The following is a 13708-nucleotide window of genomic DNA, read 5'->3' as shown; positions in this document are numbered from 1 at the left end:
GATTGAAATGCCTGCCCGGATTATTCCGACTATCACTATTAGGTAACAGGTAGAGTCGTCCATGTTGGAAAAGCTGAGCAAACTACTCGACGTAGAAGAGCTGGATCGCAATCTCTTTCGCAGTCGTCACCACGTCGAAAATTATCGAAAAGTACTATTTGGAGGCCAGGTGCTTGGGCAAGCACTGATGGCCGCTACACGCACTGTTGAAGATCGTTTGCCACACTCCCTGCACTCCTATTTTTTGCGCCCCGGCTCCAGCGAACTACCGGTGATCTATGAGGTGGACCCTATCCGCGATGGAGGTAGCTTCACCACTCGCCGCGTTGTCGCAAAGCAACGAGGTCGGGCAATTTTCAACATGTCTGCTTCGTTCCAGATCAAGGAGCCCGGATTCGATCACCAGGCTGATATGCCATGCGAAGGGATTCCTGCCCCAGAGAACCTAAAGAATACGCAGCAACTGGCGCTTGAGGCAGGCTTAGTCAGCCCACAATATGATCAGCGCCGCTATATGATTGACTTCCGCCCGGTAGATCCTAAAAGCTACTTTGGTGCCGAGCTAAGTGAAGCGAAGTGCATGTTCTGGCTCCGCGCCGAGGGTGAGATGTCTGATGACCCTATGGAGCACCGCGCTGCGCTCTGTTACGCATCGGACATGGGATTGCTTGGAACCTCCTTACAGCCACACCATATTTCTTTGTTCGACCCCCACTTAATGCCGGCCAGCGTCGATCATGCGATGTGGTTCCACCGGGACTTCCGCCTGGACCAATGGCTCCTCTATGTAACCGACAGCCCTTCCGCTACTGGCGCACGCGGATTTGCCCGTGGCCAGATTTTTACCCGCGACGGCGTACTGGTAGCCTCCACTGCGCAAGAGGGCCTAATTCGAAAAATTAAAAGTTAAATCAATGGTTTACAGTAAAAAAAAGGTTGCTATAATGCCGCCCACTTCGCTGATGAAGCGAGACCAATAAGTCGGTGAGTAGCGCAGCCTGGTAGCGCACTTCGTTCGGGACGAAGGGGTCGGAGGTTCGAATCCTCTCTCACCGACCAGATCTCAAAACCCGCACTAAGCGGGTTTTTTTGCGTCTGGATGACATCTATTTTCATCGCATAGTGGATTGATAGCTCTTTTCATCCAGATAACTCTTCTACCCACAACTTCCTGCTATTTTTCAACCACTCTCCCTTCAATCCACTGAAGTAGTCCAAATAGCTGACCTGGTGGTTTTGACATATATTCAAGCTAAAGCATCACCCTGCCACCAGGGAAAGAGAAAGGCCCATGAAATACGAAGAAATTCATGAGGAACATGACGACCCCCTGATCAATCAGCTGCACCGGGCGATCAAGGCCGCGGTTAGATTTCTAGCCATTCTTATGGTCATGGTTATTTTTTGGACCATTGCCGATGTGATTTATGTGCTTTATGAGAAACTCAAGTCTCCCCCATTCCTCCTGCTCGACATGGAGGACATCCTCGCAACATTCGGAGCCTTTCTGGCTGTCCTGATCGCAATCGAGATTTTTACCAATATACGCTTGTATCTGGGCACCAATGTCGTACCCGTTCAGTTAGTTCTGGCTACTGCCCTTATGGCTGTGGCCCGTAAAGTAATTGTTCTCGACCTTGGCCTGGTAAGCTCTGAACAGATCATAGGTATCGCCATGGTCACTATCGCACTGGGCGTTTCCTATTGGTTAGTACAGGAAAAAATCAAACGTTCAGCGTAAAACCCACTACCGGTTCCTTTACACACATGGTTCAAGACCTCGTTAATCAGGGCTCATAGCCCTTCTCCCCCCGTTATTGATTAACAAAGAATGGGGTTATTTCTGGTGTTTGAAGATTTTTATATTGATAACGACTTTATAAGTGTATACTTTTTATTAGTGTTTAATGCTAATTGATAACTTCAGTCACCGGGAGCTGGTAGACACAGGTGCCTTACTCTCGCCAATTTGCTTGAAGGTGACACTTGGGCACCTGTAGGCTTGGAAGCTGTCCAAATCTCAACTTGTTGGATTTCCTGCCAAAAAATGATGCTTACAAGACTGTTTACTCTCTCCATACTCCTCCTTTCTATCACCCCGGCCACCTGGGCTTATGACTTGCTTTACACAGCGAAAATAGACCCGGAAACCAAACTCGCACGGGTGGAATTGGCACTTAGCGGGAAGAGTATCCCCAGTAAACTCACGATCAATTTAAGTTCGGGTCGCTACAAAGATCTTAAAAGTACAGACCCTCTTGAGATTAAAGGTGACAAGGCAGTCTGGCGCCCTAAAGGCCGTCAGGCAAAGCTCAGCTACAGCTTTGTGATAGACAACCAGAGGAGCAATGGCGGGTATGACTCCAGAATTACCGAAGACTGGGCAATCCTCCGCAGTGACAAGTTAATAGCCCCCATCTCTGCGACCAGCCGTGGACGTTCAAATGCACGCCTAAAGCTAGACATGCCCAAAGGCTGGTCATCTGCCCTGCCCTATCCAAAGATTGAAAATAATCTATACCGGCTATCTGATCCTAAACGTCGCTTTGTAAGGCCCAAAGGGTGGATGATCGTGGGCAAGATTGGCAGCCGCCAGGATATCATCGCGGGAACCGAAACCCGGATTTCCGGCCCCAAAGACCAAAATATACACCGCCAGGATATCCTCGCCTTCCTTAACTGGAACCTGCCGGAGTTAAAGAAAATTTTTCCGCTTTTTCCCGATCACTTATTGATCGTTACAGCAGATGATCCAATGTGGCGTGGCGGCTTATCAGGTACCCGATCATTATTTATGCATGCTGATCGACCACTAATCAGTGGAAACCGTACCAGTAGCATGATCCATGAGCTGGTACACGTCGGTACAGGCATCCATGGGGACGATCGGAGCGATTGGATTGTTGAAGGCTTGGCTGAATTTTACTCGCTTGAAATCCTGCGTCGCACCGGCGGAATTAGTGAGGATCGCTACCGGGAGGCTATGGATAAACTAGCACGCTGGGGCAAAAAGGCCCCCTCTCTTTTGGTTAAACGCTCTTCGGGCCCAGTCACTGCCCGTGCTGCCGTAGTTATGCTGGAGCTGGATAATGAAATTCGAAAGGCTAGCGGCGGAAAAGCCAGTATTGATAATGTAGCGCGGGAGCTGGCAAGCACCCGGGGAGAAGTGACCCTGGAACGATTCCGTGAGCTATCCGAACAAGCTGCGGGCCAACCTATAAAAACCCTGGCGGTGGAAAACCTTACCGACGAGGGTCGGTAAAACGCCAAAACGCAAATAAAAAAAAGCCCTGACGACGGGGGGGGAGAGCGTCAGGGCCAAGACCATTAGGAGTGAAACTTGGAGGATTTCATCCTTGCTACACAGAGAGCAAGCCATTTCAGTCTGCTCTACCGGCGCTACTAAACACGTTTTGGGGGAGACGTGCTAGCCAGATAAAGACAGTATCGAACACACATGAAAGATTGCCAGCAACGCTGAAAATAAATTTAGAACAAATGGAAATAGGTTCATTGGGAGCAGTGCTAAAAGTTATTACGCCTTCTGCCTAACCGTTCCACAGGAACTTTCCCGACTTTTTCACCTTTCTTTTTCACAATGTTGAAATCAACGCTTGACTAATCTCCGGGAGTCCATAGAATAGCGGCCTCTTACGCAGCCAAGTGCACGTAAGTATAAGAAAACGCTAGGATTTTTCAGATTTATCAGATAGAATTCGCAGCGTTCCATTTCGCACTAAGTGTGAAATAAAAGGCTAGGTGGCAGAGTGGTCATGCAGCGGACTGCAACTCCGTGTACGCCGGTTCGATTCCGACCCTAGCCTCCATTTTCCTTTTCATCGCAAAGTCCTGTGAATTGCGCTGGAAGTGAGGATGAAGGACAGAGCAAAAAGCTATGGTCCCCCTCGCAAAGGAACTGCCCGGGTGGTGGAATTGGTAGACACAGGAGACTTAAAATCTCCCGGCTTCACGGCCGTGCCGGTTCAAGTCCGGCCCCGGGCACCACACAGCACTTCAAAGTTAGATAGTTATTGTCCCCTCTAGTAGAAACGCTTCTCTATATTTTTTTCCTCAGAATTTGAAGCCCCAGCCCCACTTCAACTCAGTTTTAACTGGATCAAAAAGTTGGCAGCTTACATAAGAAACTCATCACTCAATGAAGAGTCAAGCAACCCTTCGGTAGATCCGGCCATACCAGTCATAAATTCCCTCAAGTGATTTACTAAATATGACCCAACAATACGCATTGGGGTTAAGTTACTGGCGAACCCCTACTCCACGCACTTACTAATTACGATTAAATATACTCCTCAGTTCCAAACCCCTCCCTTGAAGTTTATGCCTCTTCCAGGTTGCCCTTAAAATTTACAACGACTTCAAAAAACGCGCTTCACGAGGAAGAAAGCGATTCTCATAGTCCAGAGAAAAAACAACACGACTTGCCCTGCCGACTATTTCCTTTCGGGGAATAAGACCTATGACCCTGGAATCAGCGCTGTTATCTCTGTTATCCCCAAGGGCTAAGTAATGACCTGAGGGGATAGTGCCAGCGCTAAAACTCGACATTGGGGAAGAGTGTTTGTCAACTCTGACGAAGTGCTCAACACCTAGCAGATTTTCTATTTTATCCAGGCTATCACCATCAGCTTTAACAAGCTCATAATCAAGCCGCCGCCCATTAATTGTTAAAATATTATTTTTCATCCTAACATTATCCCCTGGAACACCAACAACACGTTTTACTAGCCTCTTTCCGGAAACTTTAGAATCAAAAACTACTATATCCCCCCTATCTGGGTTGGAAAGTTGATAAAGGGAAAAATGTGTAAACGGTACACGAACATCGTAAGCCATTTTATTGACAAGGATTCGATCACCTTCAACAATTGTCGGCCTCATAGAACCTGTTGGCACATCGCTCCAATCAGCTACAGCACTTCTGAAAATTAACATTAAAGCCAAAAATAATAAGATTGATTTATTCGATCCCCAAGCTCTAACCATAAAATTCTTCATCGCAATTCCTTTTTGCCTGACTCACATAATATCTAGCATCCAGAGACTAGAGATGATAAATATCGAATGCAAGACACCCCATCGCAATAGGCATATCTACTCAGCGCAAATCAAGATAATATCTATCTAAATGGATCATATTTATGAATGTATGTAATTCTTATAAACGAAGACGGAATTTACCACCCTGCTCCTCATCCCCGGTGGACCATTCTGGATAAGTTCTGCATCTGGCTTTGCACGAGCTTTTCAACCCTATCATCGACCAATCGCCCATACTGATCGAAAGCCCTGGAGGCATCACTTACCATAATTTCTGGCTCATTGAGAACCCACGCTTTCAAAAACACCATCACCTGCCGCAAATGATACTGACACCGACAAGTACCCATACGGCCAGGGCTAGCCCCCATGATTGCAACCGGCTTATTATAAAACCCTTGTGGTTCATACCGAGACAACCAATCAATCGTATTCTTTAACACCCCAGGCATTGAATAATTATATTCTGGCGTGACAATCAGCACGGCATCAGAAGCAAAGAGAAGCTGATTTAATTGATCAACACTTTTTGGAAAACCAACATTCTTTACATCTTCATTGTACAAAGGAATATCATCAATTTTCCTAAGGTAAAATTCTAATTCCTTCGGCGCTAACTGAATGGCTTGATGCATCAGCTTTTTATTAAAAGATTCTGTTCTGAGACTACCACACAAAGCCAACACATTGATGGGAGCCATATAAATTCCTCTAACAGCCTTCTTGTGCCAACCTTAACCAGAAGATCGATACCTTTTAATATACTATAGGTACCTTGCACTACTGTTATTAACGCTTAGGATTTGACACCCGCCCAGATACCAACCTGCTTCTTGAATATCGCGAATGGCTAGTCACGTCACCACTGTCTACCCTTAGCCTGATTGGCATATTTTTCTTCATTTTGGTTTCTCTCCTTTTCTGAACGTGAAAGACACGAGGTTTACTATGAGGAAGTCAGCAAGAGAAACGCTGCGTACTAAAGAGCTCGCACAACTCAATACCCCAACAGACTTGAGTGAGAGCGCGCGTGAAGACATTACCAGCGCAGTGAATACATTGCTGGCAGATACCTTCGGGCTGTTTATGAAAACCAAGAATTTCCACTGGCATGTGAGCGGCCCACACTTTCGCGACTACCACTTGCTGTTCGATGATCAGTCAGAAGAAGTATTGGACATGACCGACGCGCTGGCTGAACGTGTGCGCAAGCTGGGAGGCACCACATTGCGTTCCATAAGTCATATCGCCAAATTGCAACGCTCAACTGATAACAACTCCGACTTTGTAGACCCACAAGACATGCTAGCGGAATTATGCGAAGACAATCAGGAGCTTGTTGCTTTTATGCGTGAAGTGCATGAGTTGTGTGATGACCATCATGATGTTGCAACAGCGAGTTTACTGGAAGAATTTATTGATCAGTCGGAAAAACGGGCTTGGTTCCTGTTTGAAGCAAGCCGGAGATCAGGTCTAACACGGCATTAGATTTCTCATGTCCCTAGACTTTAGAGCGGATTACATCCTATGGCACTTTAGGAAATATATCGTATTACAGGCCCGCTAGGATTAACATGACAACTTCAGTTCATAATCGGCGGGTCTCCAACCTATCAAGCTCATCATTATCCAGAAAAAGAAGAATTAGATTAAGATCATCACTTCTGTAAAATGCTTTACTTTTATACACCGCGCTTTGCATTTAGCATTTAGGAAAGTCACATTTCTAAATGCGCTCTCAAGACATTATGCTACTATCCCCCACCACCCCAAACCGCATGCCTTCCAATAATTGCTGACACATAGGATTCTAATATTGTTTGCAATCGAGAATACGAACGGCGGCTACCAGTTTCACTAGGCTATATGGCCTTTAAATATGATTGACAGCGTAACATTGCTAAAATCATATGGTTCAATTAAATGCCGCTAGTATTGCGGCAACTATAATTTTTATTGCTCCGTGAAGCTTATGACCCTCTGCGGAGAGACTGAAAAGCAGTAATGAAATATGACCATTGATTCTATCTGGAAGAAATACAGCGCAGCCCTCAAAGCTTTCCTCCATTCCAGGATCTCATCACCCGATATGGTGGATGATATTCTTCAGGAGATTCTGATCAGAACCCACAAGAATATCCATACGATCAGAGACCAAAAGAGTATCAAGTCCTGGTTATTTCAGGTCGCCAATCACGCGGTGATTGACTTCTATCGTAAGAAAGGAAGAGTAAAAGAGGTGACCCTAGACGATTCTTTTACGATAGAGGAAGACACCAATACACAACAAAGTTTATCGGCATGTATAGAACCCTTCATTAAAGGGCTGCCACCTCAATCGGCAGAACTGCTGATAGCAATCGAGCTAAATGGCCAGTCGCAAAAGACTTATTCTGAGGAACATGGGATCCCCTACTCTACTGTCAAGTCCCGGGTACAAAAAAGTAGAAGGGAACTGCGCAGTCTATTTGAGGATTGCTGCCACCTGACACTCGATAGTCACGGAGCCGTGATTGACTACGTTCCTAAGTCCAATAAATACAGAAATTGTTGAAATCTTATCGTCCTTTTTAAGAGTGGCCCGTCTTATAGATATATACACTAGAGATGAGGATCAAAATGCTTGAGGTCATTAGCTTTAAAATTTGCCCCTTTGTACAACGGGTGACCGCTCTTCTTGAGGCCAAAAAGATTCCCTACAAAATCCAATACATCCGGCTTAAGGACAAACCACAGTGGTTCCTGGATGTGTCTCCGAACGGGCAAGTGCCAGTACTCATAACGGAAAGTGGCATAGCTCTATTTGAGTCCGACGCAATCGTTGAATACCTAAATGACATCTACCCCCGCCTGGAACCAGACATCAGCCCTGAACAGCGCGCTCTTGATAGGGCCTGGAGTTACCTGGCCGCAAAGCATTACCTGGTGCAATGTTCAGCTCAACGTAGCGCCGATAAGCAGACCTTGGAGGAACGTAGCAACAAACTTGACAAAGCCTTTGAGAAAGTCGAAAAAACTATTGGAAATGGGCCTTTCTTTAAAGACGCAAGGCTAAGTGACGTCGATATCGCATGGCTACCAATACTACATCGTGCCGCCATTATTGAGCTCCATTCGGGATATGATTTCCTGGCGGACTTTCCGAAAATGAAGGCTTGGCAGGCCAAGATGCTGCAGACGGGGCTCGCAGAAAAATCGGTGCCTGAAGATTTTGAGCAGCAATTTGTAGATTTCTATCTATCAGAAAATACTTACTTAGGTACTGGTAAAATTAGTATCAACAATCAAGATAACTCCTGCGCGAATCGCAGTTGTTGTTAAAGAACTTTGTTGTGCCCCCTTCTTGGGGGCACAGACAATCGCTAATCAGCCTGACCCCTAATATCAAAGTAATGGATGTATTCTAATCTGCCCCTCCCTTACGTCTACTCGGCTCATGGGCCTCATAGCGAGGCAAGATATCCAGACTGTCCCAGTTTGCCCTTGAAGTTACAAAGTTGTGAGAAATTGGGCGCTCCTGAATATCTGAATCAAGAATGCCAAGGCGAAGGCGGAACCTTGAAGGGTCTTCAGAATTTGAGCTGTAGATCGGCGATGCACATACCTTACAAAAGTGCCGACTCTTTCCCGGGCGAAGCTCGAATGAGCCGATCAGCTGCCTCCCTTGATCAATTGTTAATCCGCCTGCGTCTACGAAGCCATTGGTAGCAAAGGCAGTTCCGCTAGACTTACGACAAAGGGAACAATGGCAGTGAATAATATCCTTCACTCCACCACGGATAGAAATCTTAACGCCTCCACAAAGGCAGCTCCCTTTGTACATAACATCTCCATTAGTTATTAATAGAATTGACCATACGTGCCGAAAGGACAACCTGAAGCCATTGCACACATCTTCCACGTGTAATAAACACACAACTTCGCCATTACACCCCACCCTATAGCCACTTCAGGAAGCAAATTAAAACGCTTTAGGGCAGATACTTCAGGAAAAACTCTTGTATATTTTCTCCCATAACCTTGCGGATTTCTCTCACTGTAAATCCTTGATTCAACATTTCCCCAGTCAACAGATCCAGGTCGCCAACATCAAACGAAACCTCAACACTACCGTCATAATCTGATCCTAAAGCAACATGATCCACTCCCAACAACTCTACGGCATAGCGAATTGTTTTAACAATATTATGGGGGCTGTTATCGCAAACTGCCCCTTTCCAAAAACCGATACCTACTAAGCCTCCACGCTCAGCTATCTCCTTCATAAGGTCATCGCTAATATTTCGTGGCGAGTTACAGCTGCCTTTCAATCCTGTATGAGAAACAATCAAAGGCCGTTCTGTCAGTGCCAACACATCTCTAACAACGGTTTCAGAAGAATGGGCTACATCAATAATAATCGAACGACGATCCATCTCCTGAACAGCCAGGCTTCCAAACTCCGTTAAACCGCCTTCACTTTGCCCATGAAGCGATCCACCCAACTCATTATCAAAAAAATGCTGTAATCCCATCACCCGAAAACCAGCATCGTATAAGCGATCTATGTTAGATAATTTACCCTCCAGTGGATGGGCTCCTTCAATACCGAGAATTGCCGCGAGAGTGCTGGCTCCTCGCTCCCGGGCCTGAAGGACTTGGCGCAGATCTTCAGCGGTGTGTACAATGCGAAACTGCTCCGGGAAAGATTCCTGTAGAGCAGTGGCCCTTTCGGAGTGGAAGAGCGCACGCTCTAAAAGGCTATTCCAGGTTCTCGGTGGCCAACCTTGAGCGACCGCTAATAGCGTTATGTTGTCTCCGGCATCAGCAGAATTTTCACGATAGTTTTGCCCTCTGGGAGACTTGGTGACTGAAGTAAAAACCTGTATTCCGAGATTGCCGCGCCGGGCTCTGGGTAAATCAAGATGACCATAACTGGCGTCATTTGATAAATCTCTCGCCCAGAGGAAGCTATCCGCGTGCAGGTCACCAACAATAAGTGATCTATGCAATGTTCTAGCCTGCTCGGAGGTCTCAGAATAACCAGCAGAACCTATTTTGTTTAAATTTCGTTCGACCTCTGGAAGTAAAAACCACCTCCAACTCGAGAACAATATCAGTGCCAGTGCTGTCAAACTTGCAAGCCACGTCTTCATAATGAGTCTCGGTAGTCAATAATGTTGCGTAAAGTTGCCGTTATAACCTAAGAAGTTGTGGTATGTCAGGAACTTTAGGGGTCAATTAGTAATCACTGGGCAAATGAACCGGAAAGCTCGAACTAATTACGCTAAGGTTCAGCAGCCCAGTGTAATAACTAGCAGATAGGAAGACTAAGGAATAACAGTGACAAAATACTATCGACTCACTCTGTTAATACTGATTACGGCACTATTCACTGGTTGTGCAGCACTTTCGCCTAACTTTCAAAAACCCGAGGTAGAAGTGATCGCAGTAGAACCACTGCCCGCAAGAACTGGCAACAACCTGAAGTTTCGAATACACCTCAGGGTCTTTAACCCAAACAATAGTGAGCTGGCACTATCAGGACTTTATTACACCTTACGCTTAGGAGGACATAAAGTGCTGACAGGCACCTCCAACAACCTCATGCCCATTGCTCCCTACGGTCAGGATGATATTGCTGTGGATGCTACTGCCAGCCTGGTTGGGTCTATCTTTGCTGCTGTCGACCTTATTAATCAAAATCAAGATTCCATACCTTATGAGCTGGAAGCAAAAATAGGCTTGAGTAAATCGCTGCTCCCTTCAATCAGGGTGAATAGAAGTGGTGTGATTAGCTTAAATCAGTATCAATAAGTCTTCTCCAGGGTTCATTACTCAGCATTACTACTTCAGTGCCGTGTCTTAATTAAAGCTTGTAGCGCAGCTATTCAGGAGGGCAAGTAGATATCGTCCTCCTGACAATGAAAAACTCATAATTGCTTAGTGACAATCAAAGACATTACAAAGTTACCCATCGGGGCACCATTGTGGCTCAGAAAGCCCTCATCAGGACGAACCTGGGAAGTATAAATTTTCGTGTTGTACCTGATATTGAAGCCAAATTCATAGGTATTACGCCCCCAAAAAGCCCCGATATTTGCGAGGATCACTTCTTTCTCTGGGACTACACCATAACTGAAAACTTTTACTCCCCTCTTAATCTCGGAGTTTCCCTCCATTAATACATTTCTCTGAACTGCTTTATGTTCCATCCCCAGCTTAAAATACCAGTATTGATTCCCTACTCGCGGTAAAGATATCGCACTGAAAGCTGGTAAAGAACTACCCAATAATAAGGTGATTCCGGCAGCATAATCTCGGACTATGTTGCCGGTTTTCCAGCGTAAGTAAGGGACCAAGCGATAGTTCATGCCTCCAAGATTCACTTTAGGTAATCGGTAATCCAGCTTAAGCTCCGGCATTAGCCCCCAATCATTAAAAATCTGGGAGTCCCACCCATGTGGAGGTGGCGAGGAGACAATCCAGTGTAGAAAAGTCTGTGTGAGACGAGCACCAGACCTAGGACCAATAGTCCCCGCATCAAGAGTGAAATCAACAATCCAGCGATTAGAGAACTGATATTTGTAGCTTGCGCCTAAATAGCTCCAACCAGCATATGGATGTTCATCATTGATTGGTGCAGATCTACCGAGATGGTCCGGGGTATAGATCTCCTGGCCAAGCCTTAAAGTGTAGGCTTTGCCTAGAGGACTCCAACGGATAAAGAGACCACCGGTATAGTCCCTATCAGTTTGGAAAAATGCATCATTGACCAATTCCAGCTGGAGTTTCCCCCTCGGAGAGTCATTCGCATTGGCCAATGAGTGATAACAGGCAGTAACCAAACTAACAATAAAAATCGGGAGTTTTTTTATATTCCTCAGCACCCTTAACCCGCCCCTTCATCCGTTGAAACCGGTACATCAAGTTAGTAGTCCTGTGATTAATTGCCCCAGTCACCAACTTTATCAGCCCCAGGAATTTCAAACTCAAGGTACTCCTGAATGCTAAATGGCATTTCTTCCATAACCGCTCTAACCCGCTGCCCAATGGCTTTGGTTTCGGGGCGCGCATTGGCCAGTCCGGTGTAGGGGATACCCTTCCCACTGGGCACATCCGGGTACTTCTTTTTAAAGAGCCGGTGCCGAGCTACCATGTGATTGAACTGCCCCTGGGTATAAATTAAGGGCACTAATTGCGGATACTCTTCACGGGGGTCCATATATAGGTCGTAGTAAGCCTCCGGCATTCCTGAAGATGCGACCTCACCAGCACCAATCCAGTGACGCTTATATCTCCCTTTTACCGTAGCCCCCAGATTGTGACCGGCATAGATAAAAACATAATCCCGACGGCTGTAGGTGTCACCATTTAGCAGCAGCGCTGTCTGGTCCAGACCATCCACTACCCTATCGGTGGGAATATGCTCAGTCGCACCGCCAAGCCTTGCAAATGTGGTGTATAGGTCCGTGATATGAATGATGTCCCCAACTGCCTGACCGGGCTGAATCATGCCCGGCCACCAAGCAAAAGCCGGTACTCTCACACCTCCCTCAGTAAAATCCCCTTTCCCCCCCCGATATAACATTGGGAGCATGCCCCAACCTGCCGGCGGGCTATGCACCATGGGACCATTGTCTGCCATGGCGACAAAAAGGGTATTCTCCGCAATACCCAGCTCTTGCAGCTCTGCCATCAATTGGCCAGTGAAGTCATCGACTGCGGGGAATGAGTCTGCCACCATCAGACCAGAAACTGAGGGTTTGGGCATAAAGGCAGCCATAAAATTCAGAAAATTGGGCCAGTAAGCCACAAAAAACGGCTTTTTGGCTTCGGCATTCTTACGGATGAATGCCATGGTGCGACGCTCCGCCTCCGGGTCAAACTTGCTAAAACACTCGTTGGAAGTACCGCACCACTCCCTACCCTGCTGCCCTTTCTCACCCTCAATGTTCATTACCCAACCGGAGGGAATCAGGCCTGGATTGTCTAGGCGATAAGGATCGGGAGGGTATATCTCAGGAAACATACCAAGTACTGCATTTACAGCATTGGCCTGGGGATTGAAGAGAGAGGTTATCTGGTTCATGGGAGTAAATAACGCCTCATCAAATCCCTGGTTATGCAGATAGCTCTCCTCGATATCTCCCAAGTGGCCCTTCCCAAAGAATCCCGTGGCATAGCCGGCCTTTGACAGTACCTCCGCAATGGTTACCTCTTCAGCGCGAAGACCGGAAAATTCGTGGGGCATTCCCACAGCCCCCATGCCATACCGCACCGGATGACGACCGGTAAGCACAGCTGCTCGGGTAGGCGTACAGGAGGGTTCGGTATACATACGTGTAAAGTTGATACCCTCTGCCGCCATCTTGTTTAAATTGGGTGTTGTGTAACCAAAGTTCTTTTGAAGTACAGGAAAGCCAACAGCACCAAAGGCGGTATCATCCCAAAGTAGGAAAATGATATTGGGTGGCTGCCCATGCTTTTCCCGCAGGGCCTGCAAGCGTTTGGCTATTTCAGAATCTTCTTTTTGCCAGCGCCCACCATTTTGCATCTTCAGCACGTAATATTCGGCATCATGCACCACCTGCGCCTGCGGTAACATTGAGCACAGCAGCGCCAGTAGCCCTGCCAGAGATTGCCTCACTAACACACCCACCCTCCTATA

General features: G+C 46.7%; 13 protein-coding genes and 3 tRNA genes. 10 read left to right on the top strand and 6 right to left on the bottom strand.

Translation table 11 applies throughout. The features are described 5' to 3' along the window. The first annotated feature begins 61 nt into the window (after positions 1 to 61). The 6 genes from ACJJIP_RS09120 to ACJJIP_RS09095 all read left to right on the top strand — a co-directional run bounded on the left by ACJJIP_RS09120 (position 62) and on the right by ACJJIP_RS09095 (position 4005). On the top strand, positions 62 to 910 hold the full coding sequence (locus ACJJIP_RS09120) for an acyl-CoA thioesterase (protein WP_444946715.1): 849 nt from the start codon (positions 62 to 64) through the stop codon (positions 908 to 910). A 72-nt stretch (positions 911 to 982) separates the two neighbouring features. Beyond that, a tRNA-Pro gene (locus tag ACJJIP_RS09115) sits at positions 983 to 1059 on the top strand. Positions 1060 to 1291: 232 nt separating this feature from the next. Next, positions 1292 to 1741: a phosphate-starvation-inducible PsiE family protein gene (locus tag ACJJIP_RS09110; RefSeq protein ID WP_020412909.1), complete on the top strand. Its 450-nt coding sequence runs from the start codon at positions 1292 to 1294 to the stop codon at positions 1739 to 1741. 306 nt (positions 1742 to 2047) lie between these two features. Then, positions 2048 to 3262, top strand: coding sequence for a hypothetical protein (locus ACJJIP_RS09105; RefSeq protein ID WP_444946714.1), 1215 nt, complete (start codon positions 2048 to 2050; stop codon positions 3260 to 3262). A 491-nt stretch (positions 3263 to 3753) separates the two neighbouring features. Then, a tRNA-Cys gene (locus ACJJIP_RS09100) sits at positions 3754 to 3827 on the top strand. Between the two features lie 91 nt (positions 3828 to 3918). Then, positions 3919 to 4005: transfer RNA gene (locus ACJJIP_RS09095), tRNA-Leu, on the top strand. A 360-nt stretch (positions 4006 to 4365) separates the two neighbouring features. Here the strand turns inward: ACJJIP_RS09095 and lepB are convergent. Both lepB and ACJJIP_RS09085 read right to left on the bottom strand, forming a co-directional pair. After that, positions 4366 to 5016 (bottom strand): signal peptidase I, encoded by a 651-nt coding sequence (lepB, locus tag ACJJIP_RS09090; protein WP_282953392.1) that lies wholly within the window; start codon positions 5014 to 5016, stop codon positions 4366 to 4368. Positions 5017 to 5210: 194 nt separating this feature from the next. Further along, complete coding sequence (locus ACJJIP_RS09085) at positions 5211 to 5759, bottom strand: NADPH-dependent FMN reductase (RefSeq protein WP_282953391.1); 549 nt, start codon at positions 5757 to 5759, stop codon at positions 5211 to 5213. Between the two features lie 247 nt (positions 5760 to 6006). Between ACJJIP_RS09085 and ACJJIP_RS09080 the strand changes: the two genes are divergently transcribed. The 3 genes from ACJJIP_RS09080 (at position 6007) to ACJJIP_RS09070 (ending at position 8379) form a co-directional block, all read left to right on the top strand. After that, positions 6007 to 6546 carry a Dps family protein gene (locus ACJJIP_RS09080; RefSeq protein ID WP_020412931.1) on the top strand — a complete coding sequence of 180 codons (540 nt, stop codon included), beginning with the start codon at positions 6007 to 6009 and terminating at the stop codon, positions 6544 to 6546. Between the two features lie 523 nt (positions 6547 to 7069). After that, positions 7070 to 7612 carry an RNA polymerase sigma factor SigZ gene (gene sigZ, locus ACJJIP_RS09075; protein ID WP_444946713.1) on the top strand — a complete coding sequence of 181 codons (543 nt, stop codon included), beginning with the start codon at positions 7070 to 7072 and terminating at the stop codon, positions 7610 to 7612. A gap of 65 nt (positions 7613 to 7677) precedes the next feature. Beyond that, positions 7678 to 8379: a glutathione S-transferase family protein gene (locus ACJJIP_RS09070; RefSeq protein ID WP_444946712.1), complete on the top strand. Its 702-nt coding sequence runs from the start codon at positions 7678 to 7680 to the stop codon at positions 8377 to 8379. A gap of 82 nt (positions 8380 to 8461) precedes the next feature. On the opposite strand, the gene ACJJIP_RS09065 is transcribed toward ACJJIP_RS09070, so the two are convergent. Both ACJJIP_RS09065 and ACJJIP_RS09060 read right to left on the bottom strand, forming a co-directional pair. After that, positions 8462 to 8881: a GFA family protein gene (locus ACJJIP_RS09065; protein ID WP_353376256.1), complete on the bottom strand. Its 420-nt coding sequence runs from the start codon at positions 8879 to 8881 to the stop codon at positions 8462 to 8464. Positions 8882 to 9029: 148 nt separating this feature from the next. Then, positions 9030 to 10193, bottom strand: coding sequence for a dipeptidase (locus tag ACJJIP_RS09060; RefSeq protein ID WP_502914806.1), 1164 nt, complete (start codon positions 10191 to 10193; stop codon positions 9030 to 9032). A 187-nt stretch (positions 10194 to 10380) separates the two neighbouring features. On the opposite strand from ACJJIP_RS09060, the gene ACJJIP_RS09055 reads away from it, so the two are divergent. After that, positions 10381 to 10854 (top strand): LEA/WHy family protein, encoded by a 474-nt coding sequence (locus ACJJIP_RS09055; protein WP_353376258.1) that lies wholly within the window; start codon positions 10381 to 10383, stop codon positions 10852 to 10854. A gap of 116 nt (positions 10855 to 10970) precedes the next feature. On the opposite strand, the gene ACJJIP_RS09050 is transcribed toward ACJJIP_RS09055, so the two are convergent. Both ACJJIP_RS09050 and ACJJIP_RS09045 read right to left on the bottom strand, forming a co-directional pair. Continuing rightward, a complete protein-coding gene (locus ACJJIP_RS09050) occupies positions 10971 to 11927 on the bottom strand; it encodes a lipid A-modifier LpxR family protein (protein ID WP_444946711.1) in 957 nt (318 codons plus the stop codon). Positions 11928 to 11983: 56 nt separating this feature from the next. Beyond that, positions 11984 to 13693 carry a sulfatase-like hydrolase/transferase gene (locus tag ACJJIP_RS09045; protein ID WP_444946710.1) on the bottom strand — a complete coding sequence of 570 codons (1710 nt, stop codon included), beginning with the start codon at positions 13691 to 13693 and terminating at the stop codon, positions 11984 to 11986. Positions 13694 to 13708: the final 15 nt, after the last annotated feature.

This window comes from Microbulbifer variabilis, assembly GCF_052467165.1.
The sequence above is the reverse complement of the archived record's forward strand: the minus strand, read 5'-3'. Positions and strand labels throughout refer to the sequence as shown.